The sequence below is a fragment of the Sporosarcina sp. P1 genome (genome assembly GCF_002743155.1).
Taxonomy (GTDB): Bacteria; Bacillota; Bacilli; order Bacillales_A; family Planococcaceae; genus Sporosarcina; species Sporosarcina ureae_B.
In genome coordinates this window covers 64,100-86,310 of sequence record NZ_PDYS01000009.1, presented here as the reverse complement: position 1 = coordinate 86,310, position 22,211 = coordinate 64,100, and the positions used below count along the sequence as shown (strand labels likewise).

Here is a 22,211-nt window from a genome sequence, read left to right as displayed (position 1 = left end):
CATCTAGAGAGGAAGTCATATTAATGGATCAGGTTAAGAATAGGTCCGAAAAAAATACACATAGTTCCAAAACCAAAGATATGAACTTTGTGTTTTGTTCATTTACGTTCATTTGTTTCGCGATCATCTTTGCCCTTGTGGTTTACGATGTACTTACCATACAAAATTTACTTTCGTTTGATCGACCCATGGAATCTATCATGATTTTAGGTGTTTCATCTATTGCTTTATTACTATTCGGAGTCGTTCTGACTTTAACTATTCCCTCGAATTATATTGATGATAATAATCATACATACCAAGAAGATTCACTGCCAAGGATATTTACTTTTATGTTTATAGCAGCATTGTTTGAAGAGACATTATTTAGGGGCATCATTCAAAACGTACTTTTCCTATTTATATCTCATGAGTGGATGGCCATTCTATTAACGACTGGATTATTTCTGGTCTTTCATATCCAATATTTTAAGAAGCCTATTATGTTACTGAATATCAGCATTCCGAGCTTAGTTTTTGGTTGGATCTATTTTAAAACAAATAATCTACTAGTACCGATTTTTGTTCATTTCATAATGAATATCGGGATGACGATGTTATTCAAATACAAATTAATACGCTTTAAGAAATGATTACACAATTAACGGGTGGGAGTCTAGCCAAGGAAATGTGTGGTGATCAAAAGGAGGTTTATTTCCATGAAAAGAACTTTTAGTATATGGTCAATCATTTTTATCGTTTTAGGATTAGTAGCACTCATGGTCAATTGGATGACAACTGAAATAATTGAACCTGCTATTCTCATAGGATATTTCTTCTTACTATTTAGCGTGATCTTTAGTTTTATCGCTTTTTTGAAAATGGAAGAAGGCGTACTGAAAATACTATCAAGCGTATCCTTTTTCATTATTTTACTTTGTCTTGTGTTGATTGAGCCACTTATGTTTATTTATATATTAACTTGGTTAAAAAACTTTTTTTAACATTTGTGCGCCATTTTGGCACTTATGTTAAGCAAACGTTCATTGTCTGGTGCAATTAATAGGCCGATCCTGAGTTGCTAAAAGGAGGACTTATAATCTTGAAAGTTAAAAGTAAACTGTTGCTAAGTTTCACCTTGTTTTTATCTGTTTTTGTATTAGGAGCTTGTTCAAAAGAGGAGTCAGAAGATGCGAATAAGAAAGTGATCCAGGCGGTGCTTGAACTTCAATTCGATGGCCCCGACGAAAAATTCATGTCGCTTATTCATGATCCCCAATACACTACAATTATTGAGGGTTCTGAAGTGAATCCAGAATTGGATAAATATGTACAAGAAGAATACGGTCCATACTTTACACAGTTTTATGTTGAAGCCTTCCTTAACACTACTGGATTGATTTATCCTGTGACTGCTTATGTATCGGAATATAAGCTGAACTTAAAGGATGTAGTTATTGAGAAATTCAAGGATATTACCAATCGCTATACTTTCATAGCAACAGTTGGCTACCAGCAAGAAGGAGAAGAAGAAAAAATTGCTGATGTATCAGGTAGCGTTCTCTTTTCTACCGATGAAAAAGGAAAAATCGGCAAGTTGGAATATGAAGATGATAATGGTCTATTAGCAGAATTGAATAAGCAATAAGTAGTTCAAACTGGATTAGAGGTAAAGTGAGTTTCGGTCAGTATATTTTCGAAGAACCGAACCGTAAGATAAAAAGCCATCCCCTCGACAAGTGGAGGGAATGGCTTTCGTTCATATATCGCAAAACTATGGATTACAGCTTTGCCCAACGTTCCTCTAACCAATTCATAAATTCTACACCTTTGTCGCCTTCATATGCATCAAAGACATCTAGACGCATACGTTTTAGTTTATCCGCAAAGTCTTCCACCGAATGGTCCTTCGGCAAGCTCTTTTTGACGCGAAGGAAGATCTTGTCTGTGTTTTTAATAATATCAAAACGTGCAGGTAAAGGCTTCTCTACGTCCTCGCCAAACGCCGCAAGCGCTTCATAAGCTGCTACTTGCACCTGGCGGACAGGATCATGCTGCATACGATTTTTTAATAAATCTATGATTTTGTCATGTTGATAAGCCGATAATACGTTGACTGCTTCTAAACGTTCTCGCCAGCTAGACGTATAATTAGCCTGTTTTTTAAATGTTTCATAATGCTCAGGTAATGCTGTTTCAAACTGTTTCAAGTGATTGCACCTCTTTTTTTAACTAAAGGAAGAATGGATTCTTCTTCTTTTGCTTCTCTTATTATACGTTGTCTGGGTGAAAATAGCGATGAATCGTTGGTATCTGAAAAGTCAATAGATGCCTTCACAATAGTAACAGAAAGAAAAGGAACGAAACATTGTGGCTTGAATTCAAAACCATTGTAAAAACGAACTCTTTCATTCATTATGAACGTATGAATAGGAGAGCTATGCTTGTTCCGCACATTGTGCAAAGCCCCGATTGGGTAGTACAATCAATAAAATGGGAGAGTGAAGTATGGAAACGGAAAAACGAATGGAATTGGTTAATGTGATTGTTGAAGAAGTAAGACCATTATTACAAGGTAGTGAATCAAAAAAAATAGTCGACTATGGGAGTGGTTCGGGTCTAGTAAGTTTAGAATTAACGGACTTAGTAGATTCGATATTGCTCGTGGACTCTTCAAAACAGGCATTACAGGATGCAGCAGATAAAATTATGACAAGAGGCATTACGAACTGCGAAGTACTGTATTCAGATTTTACGGAAGACATGCCTGAACTTAAGGCAGATATCGTGTTACTCTCTTTAGTTCTTCTTCATATTCCCGACACTAAATTAATTTTGCAAAGGCTGTTTAGCATTTTACCTACTGATGGCCTGCTAATAATTGTTGACTTTGACAAAAATGATCAAGTCAATCATCCGAAAATTCATAGTGGATTTTCGCATAATGAACTAAAAAGCATATTAGTCGAAGTCGGATTTACGTCGACTACATGTAAGACCTTCTATCATGGGAAACAGATTTTTGCAAATCAAGATGCATCGATGTTTATAGCCACTAGTAGAAAGTGAAATTCCATATAAACCAGCTTGATTGCGTATTCAATGCAATCGAGCTGGTTTGAAAAATAATGTAATACCTACATAAATTGCAATAATCAGTGGAGTTGGAAACAAACAATAATAAAGACGACCACATTAAACCCTGCCATGACTTGCCCGTACTGCGAAGAAAAACAATATCAAACGCAAAAATCCAAAGGGGAAATTGGCATGTTAACTCCGATTGTTTTATTGCCACTGATTATTCAAATGTTCTTTGAGGTGCCAGAAGCTATAATACTTAGCTTATTTCCTATTTTATTCATTTTGGTTATCATTCTATATCCGTTTTTAGTAAAGTTAAATAGCCAAGAGAAATACAAAGGGTAATGCTGAGATTGTTTAATACGCCAGGTTTCAGCGCTATTCAACTGGTTACACAGAAAAAACCATCTATTGGAAAAGGATATACCCTGATCGCTTTAGATGGTTTTTCTTTATATAGTCACGTTAGGCAATAAATAGCGAAATGAAATAAGGGAATGTGTATCTATTAATTCCAATATGAATTTGTATCTCCAATCATGGTTTTCGATGTTTGCAATCCGCCGCCATAGAACCATGCTTCTGTATCCAGATAAATTACATAATCATTCTTATAAGCATTTGTCATTTTCCTGAGCTAATTTTCCCTTCATTCACCATAAAAATAAACGTTTTCCAAAGCTTAGTCCTGTACCGGATGCGATTGTATCATGAAGGATTTATGCTCTTTTAGTAATAAGACCAATAGTTTGTATAAATATCAAATTAAATCCAACAATAAATATAAGCGATAAATTATTGATAAGGGGAGAAGAAAATGATTAATAAAATCGGTCAAGTTATGTTGTATGTCAACAACCAAGATGATGCGGTGGATTTTTGGATAGAAAAAGTAGGGTTTATCGTAATATCAGATGAAGATAACGGTCAAGGAATGAGATGGATTGAAATTGCAGCTACAAAGGAAGCCGAAACAAGCATTATACTTCACAATAAGGCAATAATTTCTGAAATGCAGCCAGAATTGAATCTTGGTACACCTTCATTAATGTTTTTCTCGGAAGATCTCGATAAGTTGCATAGCACCCTGTCAAATAAAAATATCACAGTCGGAGAAATTGTAACTATGCCTTCCGGAAAAGTATTTAATTTTGCCGATAGCGAACAAAATTATTTTGCGGTTATGGAAAAGAGTAAATAACTACTAGTAGCACGTCGCATAAAAGTGGGATTTCGGAATCATTTCAATTAATTTACTTGGAAATTAGGTACAGTTAGTGAAAGGAGGTATTTATATCTTACTGGAAAATATACTGAAAAGTAAAAATAAATTTAAAAAGGAGAAATAATTATGGTTAAAAACTTTTGGGTCAATTTACCAGTTGAAGATACAAATAGATCAAAAGAGTTTTATAGCAAACTTGGATTTTCGACGAATACACTACCTGGTGATAGCGATCAAGTGCAATTAGTCATCGGAGAGAGTAATGCTATCGTAATGCTTTTTCCTGTTTCCACTTTTAAAAACTTCACAAAACATGAAATTGTCGATACAAAACAGGCTACCGAAGTATTATTTTCCATAGATGCAGGGAGTAAAGAAGAAGTAGATGAAATAGCAAAGAGGGCTGTAATGGCTGGAGGCACGATTTTTGGTGAACCTTCAGAGAACCAAGGTTGGATGTATGGGTGCGGTTTTGCTGATCTAGATGGTCACCGTTGGAATGTGTTGTATATGGATATGAGCATGATGCCGAAGGGGTAAGAAATAGAAAGCTGAATTTCTTATCAATTTATCGGGTGTAATTTTGTATAAGAGATCGGTAGCCTATTCAGTAATCGGAACAGGTTCTTAAGTAACGCTAATTGATATTATAAAGTAGTACATATAAACAGAAGAAGTAAGTTTCTTTAATAGGGACATTGAGAGTGTTTACAGGATTGTATAACTAAGTATTAGAAAAATAATATATTAACATTGAATCAATATATATTGGGAGTGGTTATTTGAAAGCTGAAAAAAAATTAAAGGTTTGTGAAAAAGGACATAGGTATTATAAAAGTAGTGACTGCCAAAGTTGTCCTACTTGCGATAAAGAGAATAAACCTGAAAGTGGATTCCTTTCGAAACTAAGTTCACCAGCTAGAAATGCCTTAGTTCATGGGGGAATCGATACTTTGCAAAAACTCTCAAAGTACACCGAAAGAGAAATTCTGAAAATCCATGGTATTGGACCAGCCTCCCTACCTATTATGAGAACTTCATTAGAAGAAAAAGGTTTATCATTTAAAGGATAATAGTTTGCTATACTTTAATTACGAACTCAATATTCAGGGACAATTGTTCAATAAGGATTTCGCCTACATTAATCAATAGACTAATAGACAAGAAACATGCGAAATAAAGTACACTCAAAATAAGTGAAAGTGTCCATGAACTTTGGTTAGGAGTGGTTTACATATTTAGAGGGAATATAAAAAAGATATTAATATCATTATTAACAAATCCACTATTCCTAATTGTATATTGGATTTTTTGTTATGAATTAGCTTTACTCTGTATGTATGGAAGAATAAATCATACTGTTCCTATTTTATTGGTATCTATAGTACTTTTAATTTCTATAATTGCATTTTTTGCAATGAAAATTGTAAAAGCTAAAGAACTTGAACCCAAAAGGTTGATTAAAATGAAGGCATGGAAATACGTTTCTGTTGTAATGATCATGAGCATTACAATATTTTATGGAATGAAGATTTATAAAAGTGCAACAAATTTCGGAGGCGAACTTGCTTGGTTTATTGATAGATTAAAAAATGAAGCTTCAGTTGAGTTTGAACATAACAACATCTATATGGATGGAGTAGAAGGGATTTTTAAAGATATAAATAAAGAATATGCTTTGCCGAAGAAATTATATATGGAAAGTGATTTTCACCTTAAATTTAATCAGGATGGAACCATCACATCATTTGATACTTTTGTTTATGGGAAAAATGCTGATGGGGAAGAGGAAAGTTACCTAATCACTTATGATCAAAATAAGGCGTCTACTATTACTGTAAGATTAAACGGATATCTACATGCCGATTATAATGAGGAAAAGCTAGTGGAACCTCTAATTAGAACGGTTAAGGTTATTCCAGTGAAGCAGACAGTGGATATGTGGAATGAACATACGTATGGGTTAGTTTATTACGGGAAAAGAAATTGGGGCTACAATACTGAGGGGATTATACACATGGATGAGAATGGTATGGAGCAGACTCCTACAAAAACTACATCTGAAATAATTGGCTATACGGTATCTATTTTTGTCCCTGGAAAAGAGAAAGAGATCATACCTGCTAGATATAATGTAATTGGTGACCCAGATTGGAGTCAGTCAAATACGATTCAATATCAAGATAGTTTTGAAGATGATCGGCAAGAAATACTTAATACCAATGAACAGTTTTATCTCTCAAATGAAGTAGGATATCTATTAGATGTTGCGGATAAAGCATTAGGAAGTACTTTATATTCACTCAGAAAGACGAGTGACGGCGGGAAAACTTGGACGGTTATCAATCAAAATCCATTCAATGGAACAGTTGGTAGTGCAGCAGGAATCACTTTTATTAATGAGGAACTTGGATTTTTAAGGGCAGCAAGACCTTCTGGTACTGAAGGAGTACTATTCCGCACAAATGATGGTGGGATATCTTTCGAAGAGGTTAGTTACGCCATGCAGGAAATGAAGTTAGATAGTGGACAATCTATAAATCCATTTGATTTTCCAGGTCTGCCTTTTGAAAAAGATGGGGTTCTTACTATGTTAGTTGGGCAAGGATCGGATGGTGATTACAATGGGAATAGTAGTGGACTTTATCAATCAAATGATCACGGTGAAACTTGGGAGTATGTAAAAGAGGTTGAGAGTAAATAGGCTTATAAAATGAATATTTACAATTTGGAAATATAATAATATCAGTGGTCCTTTTAGTGTCTAACGTGAAACTTCAATCGATATTACTAGTAGTTTAGAAGAACCGCATCGTAAGATAAAATAGCTATACTCTCCACAAGCGGAGGGAATGATGATCCTTCATACATCGTAAAACTATGGAGTATAGCTTTGCCCAACATTTTTCTATCCAGTTCATAGATTCTACACCTTGCGCGTAGGATTTTTTAATAAATTTATGACTTTGTCATGTTGATAATTTGATAGTATTTTAACTGCTTCCAAACACTCACACCATCTAGAGGTATAATTGACTTGTTTTTTATGTTTCATATTGCCTAGGAAATATTGTTTCAAACTTTTAAGCGTAATTGCACCTCTTTTTTAACAAAAAATACTCCTGTTTCTATCATTATACGTTGTCTGGGTGAAAATAGCGGTAAATGGCTAGTAAGGATATGTAAAGAAAATAGAAAACGAATTAACGAAGTATGAATTTACTAGAGTAGGAATACATACTTCTTTTTCTGTAGATATTTATCCTAACTTTGAAAGTTTTTCCCGTCTGTGCACTGCCAAACATAGACGGTAACCTGCCTAGAACAGAGTTAGAATAGAAGGGGAGAGATAAAAAGAAAAAATCATGAGAGCTTTCGGTGCATTGCTGGTCGTGCGCAACATTATCGCTTTTTAATACAAATGTTTCAAGTTATTGATAGTGCGTAAAATGACTGAATCGGACAACCAGTTTCATTCAATAAAATAAGGTGAGTATATATATGCATGTCAACGAACATATTGTCAGCATAGCTGCAGGAACTGCGAATGTTTACACGGCGAGTACTCCACGAAAGAATGATTTTAAGGAGAAAACCACCTTAGTTGATTGCCAACAGAATTTTGAGCTAGACAATCATTTATAAAACAATAGGGTGAGTTAAGCGAGGAAGTCCTACAGAAGACTTTTATTGAAGTCAACACTATTGATTTATAACTTGGTCTTAAAATAATGCCAATTAATTAGTTGAGTTAGACAATGGAGAGTAAATTCTATTGAGCAAATTTAATCATTGAGGAGAATGAAAATATACATTCAGAATGTCCATCCACTATCAGTCGACAATAAGAAATGGAATGCAATTCAAATGTGTTTAAAAGAAGAAGTTAGTATGGTCAACAGAATGGCTGCTACTGATATCAAGTTCATTGCAGGTGTGGATGTAGCTTACTGGGAGGATGAAGGAATTGAATGGGGTGTTTGTAGCATAATCGTCATAGATTATGTTACAAAAGCGGTTATTGAAGAAACAAATAGCGCAGGAATTATCGCAGTTCCTTATATACCAGGATATTTGGCGTTTCGGGAACTTCCCCTAGTTATTAGCGCGGCCAAAAAGCTTACACACGCACCAGATCTATTTATGTTTGATGGCAATGGCTATTTGCATCCAAGGCATATGGGAATCGCAACACATGCTTCATTCTTTCTGAATAAACCAACCATCGGCATTGCTAAAAGTTACTTGAAAATAGCTGATGCCGAATTTGAAATGCCTGAAAGTAGGGTAGGTTCTTATGTAGATATAATTATAAATAAGGAAATATACGGCAGAGTTTTACGAACACATCAAGACGTCAAACCTATATTCATTTCATGTGGGAACTATATAGACTTACCAACAGCAACAACTATTACTGAGGAATTAATAAATGGTGAAAGTCGATTACCCATACCAGTTAGACTGGCCGATTTGTCAACAAAGAGAAATAGAGGTCACTTACGAAACAAGAAATCTTGAATTAGTATCTCGTTATGAAATTTTGCATCATAAGTCTTAATCAAACTGTCATATAAAGAAAGGTACGTTAGGTGGGATGAGAGATCGGGTGCTAATCACACCCACCTGCTCAATTGCTGTTTCATCTGGTCGCTGGCTTTCATGCCCGTATTGGCCAGCTCAAAACTCCGCACTAGTTGCTTATTCTGTCCGTAATCCTCCGCAATCCCAATTATTTAAATCCGCTACATTAATTTTATCCGCTAAAAACTACCATTCCAAAAATAAAAACTAGAACTTAAGAAAGATTTGAAATACTTACTGGAAATAAAAATGACATTCCCAATTAGTTAAGGAATATCATTTATATTTTATTGAAATTAGTTTAATTAGCCATTAAATTTTGCATCATATATAAAGAATATTATTTTAACCATGTACCTACTGGGGCAATTATAACATTATTTTCTTCGAGTTTTGATTTTATACATCTAATGATTTCAAGTGCCCCTTGGGTATCACCGTGAACACAAATACTGTCAGCGCTCATATCAATAACATTACCGTCAATTGTGGTAACGTTACCTTCTAAAACCATTTGTAAAACCTGTTCAGCGGCTTTTTCAGGGTCCTTAATGACTGCGCCTTCTTGTTTGCGGGAAACAAGCGTACCGTCATTTGTATATGTGCGATCCGCAAATACCTCGTGAACAACAGCAATACCTTTTTCGACAGCTAGTTTATGAATAACTGTATTTGCAATTACAAACAATTTTGTGTTAGGTACTGTGTGTAATATTGCATCTGTGACAGCATCTGCTACTGTATGGTTTACATATGACATATTACCCATACTTCCATGTGACTTAACGTGTTGTATTTCTACACCATGTTTTTTGCAAAACGCCTGTAAAGCACCAATTTGATAAATAATATAATTGACTAGATCATCTTTAGCGATATCAATATCACGACGGCCAAATCCTAGTAAATCAGGATAACCCATATGAACACCAATACCTACACCATGTTTTTTTGCCATTTTAACAGTTCTATCCATCACATTTGGGTCTCCTGCGTGAAAACCACAAGCAATATTAGCAGATGAGATTAGTTCAATTACTTCTTCGTCATTACCTAATTTATAAGCGCCAAAACTTTCGCCCATATCACAGTTTAAATCAATGTACTTCATCACTAACTTCCTTTCTACTAGACATTTCAATAAATTGAATGACAATTAGCTCACGAAATAAAAACCAATACAGTAAATTGTTTGCACAAATTTCTACGTTACAAAATAAAGCAAAAGACAAGTCTAAAAAAGCAGGAACAGGTTAACTAAGCTTCCTTATATACTTGTATTAAAAACAGGACATTTTCGCAGAACTGCAAAGTTTGTATAGCTAATAGATTAAGTTGTTTTATTCGGTACGGAAGTTAAGTAATATTGGTTAATCGAACATTAATGGTCTTGCTACTTTTGAATAAGTTCCACCATCTACACGTAAAGAATGCCCACTAATATAAGAGGCTTCATCACTTACCAAAAACAAACATGCATGAGCAATATCATCAGCAGTTGCTATTCTTCCTAAAGGTTGATAGTCAAGCGTTTGCTTCCATGCCTCTTCAGGATCAGGTAAATTGTTCATCGTCTCATACAACATAGGTGTATCAACTGTACTTGGTAATACTGCATTAACACGAATATTATCCTTACCACAATCAAGTGACATCTGACGTGTTAAAGCTGTCATACCACCCTTTGAAGCTGCATAGGCAGCAAAGCGAGTGATCGTTTTGTCGGCGTGCCAAGAAGCAACGTTAACAATCGCCCCACGTTCTCTTAATCTCATTTCGGGAACTGCATATTTTGAACATAAAAATGCGCCGGTTAAATTAACGCCAAGGACCTTTTGCCATTCATCTAATGATGTCTCTTCTGCAGATTTTCTAATCGATACTGCAGCATTATTAACTAAAACATCTATTCTACCGAATGCACTTAATGTTCTATTCATTAGATTAATGACACTTTCTTCATTAGAAACATCTGTTTTAACAAAAATTGCATCAATTCCTTCTGCCATCAAACCTTCAAGTGCGGCATTTCCGGTATCTTCGTTAACGTCAGCAATAACAATCTTTGAACCTTCTTTACCAAACATTTGAGCTATTGCTTCACCAATTCCACGGCTACCCCCGGTGATTATTGACACTTTATCTTCTAGTCGCATTAATCTCACCCCATCATTAGTTTATTATAAAACTTCAAGTTCCTTTATGGTATTTACGATAACAGACATCGCTTCGTTTAGTTGATCATCAGTTATAACGAGTGGTGGTAGGAGACGGATAACATCCCCATCCGCGGCTCTCATAAATAAAACACCCTTTTTAAAACATTTATTTACTACATCACTGACAAAGCTACGATGAGATGCTTTAGATTGTTTATCTAATACAATTTCAATTCCAATCATAGCTCCTAAATGACGAATTTCACCAATATGTTTTGATTCGAAAGAAAGTTTGTCTTTAATAAATCGTCCGATTTCATTTGCACGCTCTAGTAAGTTTTCATTTTCTATCAACTTAATAACTTCTAATGCTGCAACACATCCTAAAGTATTTCCACTAAGTGTACCCCCAAGTTCTTTTACCTCGGGGAAATTAACGACTTCATTTTTTCCTGTAATGGCACTTAGTGGAATACCTGCAGCAATCGACTTCGACATTACTGTCAGATCAGCTGTACAGTTAAAATGCTCCATAGCAAACATTTTACCCGTACGACCGAATCCTGTTTGTATTTCATCTGCGATTAATACAATACCGTATTGATCACAGATAGCTCTAATTTCTTGTATAAATTGTTTTGAAGGAATGATAACTCCGCCATCACCTTGAACAGGTTCTAAAATAATTGCAGCTACTTCTTCTGGAGAAACCGAGACTTGAAACAATCGTTTAAGTTCATCAACTAACTGCTCATCTGTACGCTCATCTTTAAAGTAATATGGGTAGGGCGCATGATGGACATCTGATGCTAGGGGACCAAATCCCTTTTTGATTGAATTAACTTTCCCAGTTAAAGTCATTGCTAACATTGTACGGCCATGAAATGAACGATCGAAAGATATTATTCCTTTGCGACCTGTATACCGGCGAGCAATTTTCACGGCATTTTCAATTGCTTCTGCTCCACTATTAAAGAAAACAGACCTTTTTTGAAAATTACCCGGAACAATTTGATTTAGTTTTTTAGCTAAATCAATATATGGTTTATGCATCGTTACATTGAAAATAGGATTTATAAATAAATCGAGTTGTTTTTTTAATGCATCAACTACAGGTTTTGGAGAATGACCGACATTTAAACTAGAAATTCCCGCTGCTAAGTCAATATAAGAATTTCCATCGATATCAGTCAGAACTGCCCCTACACCTTTTTCTACTGCAATAGGGTAAGCTGTAGAGATTCCTCTTGCTACAGATTCTTCTTTTTCTTTTAATAAGTCAGTCGACTTTGGGCCAGGTATTGCTGTTTTTATATTTATCGATTTCATTATAATCTCCTTTACTATTAAATCGTTTGATCATGATTTGCAGATAAAATACACGGATCTGTTAATACTTCAATTAAAGCAGGCTTATTAGATGCTAAAGCTCTCTTTAATGCCGGAACAAATTCATCTGTATTGGTAACTCTTTCCCCAAAACCACCAAACGATTCAGCAATTTCTTTATAGTTAGGATTAGATAATTGAGTACCAACCATTCTATCAGGAAATTTACGCTCTTGGTGTGTACGAATTGTCCCGAAAATATTATTATTAATGACAATGGAAACGATTGGAATATTGTATCTAACAGCTGTTTCAAAGTCTTGCATTGTCATCATGTATCCACCGTCACCTGATAACGATACGACAACTTTTTCAGGATGCGCAATTTTAGCTCCAATTGCAGCTGGCATTCCATATCCCATAGCACCCGAAGTTGGTCCATAATATTTACCACCTTCATCATAACGGTAATAACGTGATAACCATGAGAAGAAGTTACCTGCATCACTCGTAATAATCGCATCTTTCGGTAATTGTTCAGATAAATGATGAACTAGACTGTTCATATCAACATAATTTTCTTTTTTAATCAATTTTGGTGTAGAAAAGTCAACGTAATTATTACGAATTTTTTCTTTATTAATCTTTCTTTTTTCGTCTTTATTTTCTGAAACTACCTTTACTATTTCTTCAAGGAAACGTTTTACGTCCGAGACTATCGGTAATGTCGGTGTATAAACTTTACCTAATGTTTCTTCAGAAGCATCGACATGAATGAGTTTTGAATTTTCATTTAGTAATGTATAATCAGATGTCGTCATTTGTGAAAATCTAGTTCCTAAAGCAATAACTAAATCACTATCTTTAATATATTTTAATAAGTCTGGGCGTGCGCCAATTCCTAATGATCCCACATAGTTATCATGGGAGTTTGGAAAGGAATGGAAACGTCTAAAAGCTGAAGCAACGGGTGCTTGAGTTAACTCTGATAACTTAACTAGCATTTCAGTTGCATCAGACAATACGATTCCACCACCGGCAATTATAATTGGACGTTCCGCTTCTTGAATTAATTTAGCAGCTTCATTAACTGCCAAATTATCAGGGGAGATTGTACTCGATTTAAATTTTTGATGTGTGATTTTTGTGACAATGTCATCGAGCATATCTTCTGGCAATGAAACAAGTACTGGCCCTGGACGACCAGAACGAGCAATATGGAAAGCGCGGTGCAGTAACTCAGGAACACGATCTGCGTGGTTAATTTCTACTGTCCATTTGCATAGATGGCTGAAAAAACCAACGAAGTCAACTTCTTGGAATGCTTCACGATCTCTAAACTCACGTTCAACTTGACCAATTAATGCTACAAGTGGAGTTGAATCTTGGTGTGCTGTATGAATACCAATCGATAAATTCGTTGCACCAGGTCCTCTTGTTGCCATACACACTCCAACCTTACCTGAAGCCTTTGCATATCCTTCAGCCATAAAAGAAGCTCCACCTTCTTGTCGGGTAGAAATATATTCAATGTTTTGGTGCTCATAAATTGCATCAAGTACGTTTAAATAACTTTCACCTGGCACACCAAAGATCTTAGTTACGCCTTCTTTCTCCAATACATCAACTATTAACTGACCGCCTGTTAGATTCACTGTATTTACATCTTCATCTTCTAATACATCAACTGCTATCTGTCTGTCTGTTAATTTCATTTTATTCACCCTTTATATTTTAATAGACTGCTGTTTCAATTACTAATTCATTTGTTTTAAATCGCTCTACTGAAAGTGAAGATATATCCATTGTTTCGAACTTTCCTAAACGAATCAGTTCAGATAACGCTTTTCCAGCGGCTGGTGCATGTTGGAATCCGTGACCACTAAATCCTGATACAATAAAGTATCCACCCAAGTCTGGATGGCCACCTATTATTGCATTCTGGTCAATATAGTTATAATCATATAAACCAGTCCACCCATTTTCTAATTTAAGTTGTTCGAAATGAGATGAACGTGTAGCTAAAACAGGCCAAATTTCTTCTTCAAAAAAACTCTTTTCAAGGTTAAAGTCGTAGCCATAAGGAACATCATTTGCCCAGCCAACGACTACTTTTGATCTTTCACTTCTGAAATGTAGACCGGTCGGATCAAATGTAAATGGAATTTCATGTTGGAATTTCAGTTGGGTATCAATTGAAAATAATTGACGTCTTAATGGTTTTACGGGAATTTCGAGTCCGATTTTTGCACTTAAATCACCAGACCAGGGGCCTGCTGCATTAACAACAATTGGTGCGAAATACTTATCACCATTAGTAGTTTGAATACCAATTGCTTTATTACGCTCCGTTAAAATTGTATCAACCTCTTCGTATATAAAAGAAACACCGTATTCTCTTATTTTCCTGATATACGCTTGTAATACAGAATACGGGTCTGCATTTCCGGCTTCTGGGTCAAATACAGACCCTACCAAATCTTCAACATTTAATTCAGGGAAAAAAGATTGTGTTTCCCTTTGATTCATAAACTTTGTTTTAACACCTAATGTTTCTTGTGTTTTTAAAATATCTTCAAAGATTGGCATTGATTTTTTATCAAGTAAATATAAGTAACCGTTTTCATTGAAGTTGATTTGTGCATTCTCACCATCGAATGCCATCTCCTCTTCAAATTTCTTATATACTTGGTAACTATATTGACTCATTCGAATGTTAACTTCTGTACTAAAAGTTTGACGAATTCCACCTTCACTTCTAGGTGTAGAGGAATATTCGTATTTATTATCCTTTTCGAATAGTGCGATTTTCCCGGTATAACCGTCTTTGTACAAATTGTAGGCTAAACTGGATGCCATAATTCCTGCGCCAACGATAATCAAATCGTAGTTATTTGACATTGATATCTCTCCTAAATATTTAGAATTTATTTTCCTGTTTAATTGGACACCTCTACAAATACATAAATTGCTTATAGAGTTTCGCACATTAATTGTATTCTAAATAGATCGATAGATTCCATTACCATTTTTTACGAAAATTCAGTCTATTGATTTGATTTTATAGTGCACCTTGTACAAAAAATGCTTAATATGTATTTGTTTTAATTGTTTTGTCATATATAATAGAACAGAGTGTTGTAATAAGTGAGTAAAAGAGGTAATATATCCCAAATTCTAAAGTTAACAACACCATCTTTCGTGCACTTATTGTTTTATTCATATTTTAAATGGGATTGAGGCCTTCGTGTAATGATAGATAGACACATAAATGATGATTTAGAATTGCACCTGTGCTTTATCTAATAATATAAATTAATTTAAAACTATCAGAAACGGAAACTATTAATTGTTCCTTATATTTTGTATAAAGCCACTAAAACAACAGTGCTACCTTTATTTAAATATTTACCTTTTTCGCTGTCGATTTGTTTAACTAGTAACTAAAGTTTAGTCACAGCTTATGTGAAGCCAATAATAATAGGATCACTATAGAAATCATAAGATAGGTGGAATATTACAATGTTAGAACAAATTGCACAGAAGATATCAGAAGATACAACTAAAATAATTGGCTTCCCAGTAACTATTTCTGATAAAAATGGATATTTAATAGGAGTAAATGATAATAGTCGTATTGGGATTTTCGACTCTCTTTTAGCGGAAGTTATTAAAACAAAGAAATTAACATTCTTTGATGAGGAGGCTGTCAAAGATTATCCGGATATTTTCCCTGGGGTAGCGGGTCCGATTATTGTAAATGGACAAGTTTTAGGGGCGGTCGGAATAATTGGGAAAACTGGCCAAGACATTGAAACAACAAACTACATTCGACTTGTTAAAAACCATATTGAAATGATTTGTCATGAAACTTTGATGAAAGAAATGAAATCATTACAATCAAATGCAGTGGATACTCTCATTCACTACATATTGAACTATGAAAGTTCACGAAATAACATCGAACAAATTACACGCTACGGCAATATGATGGGATTTAACGTGCATAAAGAAAGAATCTGTATTATTATTCAAATTAGCCGAGAAAATAACGACGATAATACGGAACCATCACTACAAATTTACGATCAACTGTACGAAACAATAAATGAAGTCTTTAATGTAAATCATCATGATATTACGGGTCGACTTACATTTGAACAGTTTTGTATATTAAAAGTTGTCGGTGAAGATACCGAAAAACTATTTAATGATATTGAACGATACGCACAGCAGCTTAATGATACTTTGTTGAATCGATATAATGTGTCAGCAAAAATTGCTATAGGAAATCCAAGTAGTGGTATTGAAGGAATACAAAAATCATATAACAATGCGCTTATAGCTATGGAGTCAAATGAAAAAACAAATCCAAAACATTTCTTATTTAATTATAACGATTTCTCAAGCAAGCTAAATATTATTATTAATTCCCTCCCTAAAAAAAAGTTTGAGAGTATTTCTTCTACATTAGATACATTTATCAATCACAGTAATTTTAAAGTATTATCGGAAACTTTTCTTATTTATTGTGAAAGTAAATTTAACTTCAGTGACGCTGCCCGTAGTTTGCATCTTCATCGAAATTCATTGATCTATAGAATGAATCAAATAAAAATGATTACAAATATTGATATTAATAACTTTAATCATTGTATTATTTTGTATATATATATAAAAAAGCATCTTATTGAGGTGCACCCCGAAAGTAGAGTGAAAATCTAACATTCGGGGTGTTTTTTATGGCTAAATATAGCGTGGAATTTCAAATGATAATTGCTCAAGAATATTTTGATGGGGAATTGGATACGACTTGTTAGCTTGAAAATATAATGGGAAAGCTAACACACAAATATTGATTTGAGTAAACGTCTATAAGAAATACTGTTTAGAAGGATTGGCTAGAAAGAAAACTAAAAAGGTTTGTTTTGTTCAATTTAAGCTAGATATACTAAGCTTTATGAAAAGACAGTCTGTATTTGAAGATAACGACAGAAGTTATAGCTATCGTAGAATTCAATAAGCACTGAGAAATAAAGGAATTATAGCAATCCATAAGAAAGTAGAACGACTCATATTACGGAATGTAAATGTTCTGATGAGGTGAACTATATCTCAGTCCCAAAGCGCACGTACGAAGAACTAAACGAGATTTCGAATTACATATTGAGTATTCTAATAACGAACGAATCAAATAGAAATTGGCTGGCATGAGTTGGGAACAATACCGTCTTCACACCAGCGAATTAGCTGCACAATTTAAAACTCTAAATTTTAGGGATCATCACATATTAACGCTTCTAATTGAGGACCACGTATAAAGTGCACAAATTTATACGTGAATTCGAAACAAAGATTGTATATATTGTGAATAGCTATCAATAAGAAAAAGAATTAAACTGAAGCTGTAAACGTAAATGACTAAATAGTGTAAATTTAGAAAGCGTTTTCAAAAAATCTGATTTGGGGGGATTTTATGAAAAGAAGATTACTTTTACTGCTCGTAGCAATGGCATTGTTAGTACTAACGGCTTGTGGTGGCGAAGACGAGAAAGAAAAAGTTGCTGTTAACAAAGAAAATGATGACGAAGAATATGTATTAAGATTAGTACATTCACACCCACAGGCTTCAATGCACCATAAATATGTTGAATGGTTGGATGAGGAAGTTCAAAAACGTAGTAATGGACGTTTGAAAATTGAAACCTATTCAGATGGTCAGCTAATGCCGAGTGATCAGGAAATTCCGGCCATGCTTCAAGGGCAAGCTGATATGGTTCACTCAAGTTCAGCAATTGCCGGTAGTTTCGATCCAATTTGGCACTTCTTCGATTTACCGTTTCTATTTAACTATGACCCGAATGATAACGACGTATATTTAGACAACAAGAAAGCTTTTATTGATAGTGAAAATGGTGGAAGAAAAATTGCTGGACTTATGGAATCCAAAGGGGTTAAAGTTCTTTCAATGAGCTCCACTGATATGTACGGTACTATTTGGACCGGAGATGAAAAGAGAGTAATCACCAGCCCCGAAAGTGCTAAAGGTTTAAAAATTAGAGTCCCAGGAGGCCCAATAGCTTCAGAGACTTTAAAATTGGTAGGGGCAAGCGGAACATCAATTCCAGGACCTGAATTACCAACAGCATTACAACAAGGCGTAGTAGATGGCATGGTTATTGTTCCATTATATGTATACGACAGTAAATTACCAATTAAAACCCAATCGCTTTATCCGTTAATTAGTTATGTTATGCCAGTAATGATTTCGATGGATAAGTTCAATTCATTACCAGAAGATCTACAAGAAATTTTAGTTGAAACAGGCAGAGACTTAGAAGAGTATGCAGATAAGTTAGTAAGAGAAAAAGGCAAAGATGTCTTCGAAAAGCTTGAAAATGATTATGGCGTGAAAACCTACTATCCAACAGATGAAGAAATTGAAGATTGGAAAGAGGCAACAAAGGGCATGTACGATAGTTACGAAAAAACTGAACCGCGAGCGGCAGAATTTATTGAAGAAGCAGAAAGAATTAAAGAAGAAATGAAATAGATAATTATCATACAATAAAATAACTTTGAACTAAGAATTAGCTTGAAGAAGAGGGTAGATTGGGATTCCCAATCTACCCTATCTACGTATTTTTTCGATATGATATTGTTTTTTGTATTTCCTGTATCTAGCGAAAGTAGTCAAGGAAGGTTTTACATTTGATGGGTTTCGCTAGATACAGGACATTGCACGAATGAATGTCACTTTGAAAGGAACGTAACTTATTCGTATCCAACAGTTTGATTGATATTAAAAAACTGGTACGGATTTTTTATTTATTTAAGTAATATAATTTATTCTTTACGTTTACTTTCTATCATGTATATGTATAGCGAATTACACTGATCTGGATGAATGTAAATAAAATAAGCATAGTAGAGGATAAAAGAGGAGTTAGAAATATGGAAAAAATAAACGTGTTAGATAAAATAACTGATAATTTAGATAAGTTATTGGAATACTTCGCTATTGCAATGTTGGGAATTAGTGTTTTATTAGCTTTCTCAAATGTGATAATGCGATATGCATTTGGAATTTCACACGAAATTTTAGCAGAAATTTCGATTTATACGATTGTTTATGGCGTGTTTTTCTATATGGGACCATTAATTAGACAAAATGAACATATTAAAATGAGTGCATTACATGAAATACTTAGTGAAGAAGTTTTGGTTTATATTGATTTACTAATTAATATAGTCCTTGCTCTAACATTTGCTTTTTTAATCTATGGTGGATATAACTGGTCATTTTCTTTACTAGGGATGAATATAAAAACTTTATCCGGTGGAATGTTATTATTCGTCCCAGCGCTAGCGATTTTAATTGGAATGATTATTGGATTACTTTATTCAATACTAGAAATAATAAAAGGTATTAAAACGATAAGCGACAGATAGAAGGTAGGGGTTACGTATGATTATATTAATTGGTCTAGTTATATTTTTAGCTTTTTTAATTATAGGAGCTCCGATATGGCTTAGTTTGAGTATAAGTGGGGGAACAATACTCTTTGGTTTTTTAGGTCTACCTATTGAAACTGTTGTGTCGCAATATTTAATTGCAACTGACAGTTGGATTTTATTGGCTATTCCGTATTTTTTATTGGCAGGTAATTTAATGACTGATTTAGGAATGGCAAAAAGAATGTTGAAATTCATTACAAACTTAGTTGGTCATTTACCCGGTGGAATGCCATCTGCCGCAGTATTGTCCTGTGTGATTTTCGGAGCGCTATCTGGCTCATCTGCCGCAACGGTTGTAGCTGTTGGGGCAATGGTTGTTCCACAGATGCTCAAACTTGGTTATTCAAAAGAACAAAGTATGGGGATCGTTGCAACTTCTGGTACTTTAGGACAAATGATCCCGCCTAGTGTTTATATGATTGTTTATGCATCAATGACTCAACAAGATGTCGGAATGATGTTTATGGCGGGAATAATACCTGGACTATTTATTGCAACCGTATTGATTATTACTGCTGTTATTCTGACATATAAAGTAAAACCAATGTCACAAGTTAGACCAAGTAAGAAAGAAGTTATCAAATCATTCCTCTATGGATTACCTTCATTATTAATGCCGATTATCATACTGGGCGGTATTTATTTAGGTATATTCACACCAACTGAAGCAGCAGCAATTGCGGTTGTCTACGTACTTCTAATTAGTTACATTTTTAATCGTAAGGATTTTAAAAAGAAAAATATTATTAAAAGTTTTATTGCTTCAATCAAAACAACGACTGTCATTTACTTATTATTATGTGGAGCAGTTTTGTTTTCAACAGCATTAATGTATATACAAGTTCCGGCTCAAATCACTCAATTTGTATCTGAGTTAAGCGTCCCGAGTTGGCTTATTTTACTAGCAATTTTAGGGCTATATATCATATTCGGTATGTTTTTGGACGCATTACCAATCTTATATATTACTATTCCAATTGTTTTCCCTACAATTCTTGCATTAGGTTATGATCCAGTGCATTTTGGTGTAATTACAGTAGCATGTATGATGATTTCACAAGTAACGCCACCTGTTGGTATTAGTTTGTTCGTATTAAGTGGTCACTTTAAAGTAAAGGTAACTACAGTCATAAGGGGATCTGTTCCTTATTTAATTGCGCTAGTTTTAGCTACAATTGTACTTATATACGTACCCTGGTTCAGTACTGTACTAACAAAATAACTTTTTTGCTGGAGGAATGCCTATGTTAATTATTAGTGAAGAAGATGTACTAAAAAATTATAGTATGAAGCAGTGTATAGAGGATGTTGAAAGAGCGTTTGCACTTTCGAAAAGATCTGAAATTGTAATACCTTTTAGAACGCTTATGCATCAAGGTGAGGATGGCGCACATACATTATACATGCCTTCATTTGTCCCAGAAATTAATTATTCTGCTGTGAAAATTGCGAGTATATTTCCTGGTAATGAAGAATATAACATTCCTAGGATCCAAAGTACTATTGTGTTATCAGAATCAAAAACTGGTCAACACGTAGCAAATATTGCTGCATCAGCTTTAACGATGTTAAGAACAGGTGCAATAAGTGGAGTCGCAACGAAACATATGGCAAGAGAAGATGCGAGAACTCTATCGGTTATCGGCTGTGGTGTTCAATCTTTTGGTCAAATACTTGCAATTATGGAGGTTCGAGACATTGATAAAATTTATCTTTATAACCGAACAAAAAACAAAGCATTTGATTTAAAAGAAAAGGTTACCAAGCAATACCCTAATTGGAATGGTGAAATACTAATTGTCGATTCTGCAAACGATGCTGTAAGTAAAGCAGATATAATAGTTTCAAGCACATCGGCAAATACACCGGTTTTTTCAGGGGAATATGTAAATGCAGGAACTCATATCAATGCAATTGGTTCATGTGAACCAACTAAACAAGAATATGATGTTGAAACATTAAAAAAAGCGAATAAAGTTATCGTTGATACTTTAGAAGGAGCTAAAGGAGAAGCAGGTGGATTGGTTATCCCCAATGAAAAGGGAGAATGGTCGATCGAAAATATTTATAGTGAACTTGCAGATATTGTTGTAGGTGAAAAAGTAGGTCGTGAAAACAAAGAAGAAATTACTTTACTTGATTCGGTTGGAGTAGGCTTTTTAGATACAGTCTGTGCAGCATCAATATATGAAAGTTTTTAAAAAGTAAGATGAAAGCTATTCGGAATTCAACAAATGTAATCCTTTAATATGATGATGAACCAAATTATCAACAAACTAGAAATCGAGCACCAATCGATTTAAAAAGACTAAAACAAAATGGGAATTCAATTT

At 34.4% G+C, this 22,211-nt stretch carries 21 protein-coding genes; 15 read left to right on the top strand and 6 right to left on the bottom strand.

What is annotated here, in order from left to right; translation table 11 throughout:
* Window positions 1-23: 23 nt before the first annotated feature.
* The 3 genes from CSV73_RS10410 (at window position 24) to CSV73_RS10400 (ending at window position 1,627) form a co-directional block, all read left to right on the top strand.
* Window positions 24-632, top strand: coding sequence for a CPBP family intramembrane glutamic endopeptidase (locus tag CSV73_RS10410; protein WP_099627501.1), 609 nt, complete (start codon window positions 24-26; stop codon window positions 630-632).
* Between the two features lie 66 nt (window positions 633-698).
* Complete coding sequence (locus CSV73_RS10405; protein ID WP_099627500.1) at window positions 699-983, top strand: hypothetical protein; 285 nt, start codon at window positions 699-701, stop codon at window positions 981-983.
* Window positions 984-1,081: 98 nt separating this feature from the next.
* Complete coding sequence (locus tag CSV73_RS10400) at window positions 1,082-1,627, top strand: hypothetical protein (protein WP_099627499.1); 546 nt, start codon at window positions 1,082-1,084, stop codon at window positions 1,625-1,627.
* Window positions 1,628-1,760: 133 nt separating this feature from the next.
* On the opposite strand, the gene CSV73_RS10395 is transcribed toward CSV73_RS10400, so the two are convergent.
* Window positions 1,761-2,189 (bottom strand): HEAT repeat domain-containing protein, encoded by a 429-nt coding sequence (locus tag CSV73_RS10395; protein ID WP_099627498.1) that lies wholly within the window; start codon window positions 2,187-2,189, stop codon window positions 1,761-1,763.
* Window positions 2,190-2,487: 298 nt separating this feature from the next.
* Between CSV73_RS10395 and CSV73_RS10390 the strand changes: the two genes are divergently transcribed.
* The 7 genes from CSV73_RS10390 to CSV73_RS10360 all read left to right on the top strand — a co-directional run bounded on the left by CSV73_RS10390 (window position 2,488) and on the right by CSV73_RS10360 (window position 8,809).
* On the top strand, window positions 2,488-3,048 hold the full coding sequence (locus tag CSV73_RS10390) for a class I SAM-dependent methyltransferase (protein WP_099627497.1): 561 nt from the start codon (window positions 2,488-2,490) through the stop codon (window positions 3,046-3,048).
* Between the two features lie 72 nt (window positions 3,049-3,120).
* Window positions 3,121-3,408: a TIGR04104 family putative zinc finger protein gene (locus CSV73_RS10385; RefSeq protein WP_099627496.1), complete on the top strand. Its 288-nt coding sequence runs from the start codon at window positions 3,121-3,123 to the stop codon at window positions 3,406-3,408.
* A gap of 472 nt (window positions 3,409-3,880) precedes the next feature.
* Window positions 3,881-4,264: a VOC family protein gene (locus CSV73_RS10380; RefSeq protein WP_099627495.1), complete on the top strand. Its 384-nt coding sequence runs from the start codon at window positions 3,881-3,883 to the stop codon at window positions 4,262-4,264.
* A 150-nt stretch (window positions 4,265-4,414) separates the two neighbouring features.
* On the top strand, window positions 4,415-4,828 hold the full coding sequence (locus tag CSV73_RS10375) for a VOC family protein (RefSeq protein WP_099627494.1): 414 nt from the start codon (window positions 4,415-4,417) through the stop codon (window positions 4,826-4,828).
* Window positions 4,829-5,070: 242 nt separating this feature from the next.
* Window positions 5,071-5,361, top strand: coding sequence for an RNA polymerase alpha subunit C-terminal domain-containing protein (locus CSV73_RS10370; protein ID WP_085130934.1), 291 nt, complete (start codon window positions 5,071-5,073; stop codon window positions 5,359-5,361).
* Between the two features lie 176 nt (window positions 5,362-5,537).
* A complete protein-coding gene (locus CSV73_RS10365) occupies window positions 5,538-6,992 on the top strand; it encodes a WD40/YVTN/BNR-like repeat-containing protein (protein WP_143560956.1) in 1,455 nt (484 codons plus the stop codon).
* 1,163 nt (window positions 6,993-8,155) lie between these two features.
* Window positions 8,156-8,809 carry an endonuclease V gene (locus tag CSV73_RS10360; RefSeq protein WP_099627551.1) on the top strand — a complete coding sequence of 218 codons (654 nt, stop codon included), beginning with the start codon at window positions 8,156-8,158 and terminating at the stop codon, window positions 8,807-8,809.
* A 403-nt stretch (window positions 8,810-9,212) separates the two neighbouring features.
* Here CSV73_RS10360 and CSV73_RS10355 read toward each other — a convergent pair whose 3' ends face one another.
* From CSV73_RS10355 to CSV73_RS10335, 5 genes are all read right to left on the bottom strand, one after another.
* On the bottom strand, window positions 9,213-9,983 hold the full coding sequence (locus CSV73_RS10355) for a LamB/YcsF family protein (protein WP_199093069.1): 771 nt from the start codon (window positions 9,981-9,983) through the stop codon (window positions 9,213-9,215).
* 259 nt (window positions 9,984-10,242) lie between these two features.
* Complete coding sequence (locus CSV73_RS10350) at window positions 10,243-11,028, bottom strand: SDR family NAD(P)-dependent oxidoreductase (protein ID WP_085130931.1); 786 nt, start codon at window positions 11,026-11,028, stop codon at window positions 10,243-10,245.
* A gap of 24 nt (window positions 11,029-11,052) precedes the next feature.
* Complete coding sequence (locus CSV73_RS10345; protein WP_099627491.1) at window positions 11,053-12,360, bottom strand: aspartate aminotransferase family protein; 1,308 nt, start codon at window positions 12,358-12,360, stop codon at window positions 11,053-11,055.
* Window positions 12,361-12,377: 17 nt separating this feature from the next.
* Window positions 12,378-14,075, bottom strand: a complete 1,698-nt coding sequence (locus tag CSV73_RS10340) for a thiamine pyrophosphate-dependent enzyme (RefSeq protein WP_085130929.1) — start codon at window positions 14,073-14,075, stop codon at window positions 12,378-12,380.
* A 19-nt stretch (window positions 14,076-14,094) separates the two neighbouring features.
* Window positions 14,095-15,261 (bottom strand): NAD(P)/FAD-dependent oxidoreductase, encoded by a 1,167-nt coding sequence (locus CSV73_RS10335; RefSeq protein ID WP_085130928.1) that lies wholly within the window; start codon window positions 15,259-15,261, stop codon window positions 14,095-14,097.
* Between the two features lie 621 nt (window positions 15,262-15,882).
* On the opposite strand from CSV73_RS10335, the gene CSV73_RS10330 reads away from it, so the two are divergent.
* The 5 genes from CSV73_RS10330 to CSV73_RS10310 all read left to right on the top strand — a co-directional run bounded on the left by CSV73_RS10330 (window position 15,883) and on the right by CSV73_RS10310 (window position 22,079).
* Window positions 15,883-17,085: a sugar diacid recognition domain-containing protein gene (locus CSV73_RS10330; protein ID WP_085130927.1), complete on the top strand. Its 1,203-nt coding sequence runs from the start codon at window positions 15,883-15,885 to the stop codon at window positions 17,083-17,085.
* Window positions 17,086-17,836: 751 nt separating this feature from the next.
* Window positions 17,837-18,913, top strand: coding sequence for a TRAP transporter substrate-binding protein (locus CSV73_RS10325; protein WP_099627490.1), 1,077 nt, complete (start codon window positions 17,837-17,839; stop codon window positions 18,911-18,913).
* Between the two features lie 401 nt (window positions 18,914-19,314).
* Complete coding sequence (locus tag CSV73_RS10320) at window positions 19,315-19,812, top strand: TRAP transporter small permease (RefSeq protein WP_158232340.1); 498 nt, start codon at window positions 19,315-19,317, stop codon at window positions 19,810-19,812.
* Window positions 19,813-19,828: 16 nt separating this feature from the next.
* Window positions 19,829-21,100, top strand: a complete 1,272-nt coding sequence (locus CSV73_RS10315; RefSeq protein ID WP_099627489.1) for a TRAP transporter large permease — start codon at window positions 19,829-19,831, stop codon at window positions 21,098-21,100.
* A 22-nt stretch (window positions 21,101-21,122) separates the two neighbouring features.
* Entirely contained in the window at window positions 21,123-22,079 is a 957-nt protein-coding gene (locus CSV73_RS10310) for an ornithine cyclodeaminase family protein (RefSeq protein WP_099627488.1), read from the top strand.
* Window positions 22,080-22,211: the final 132 nt, after the last annotated feature.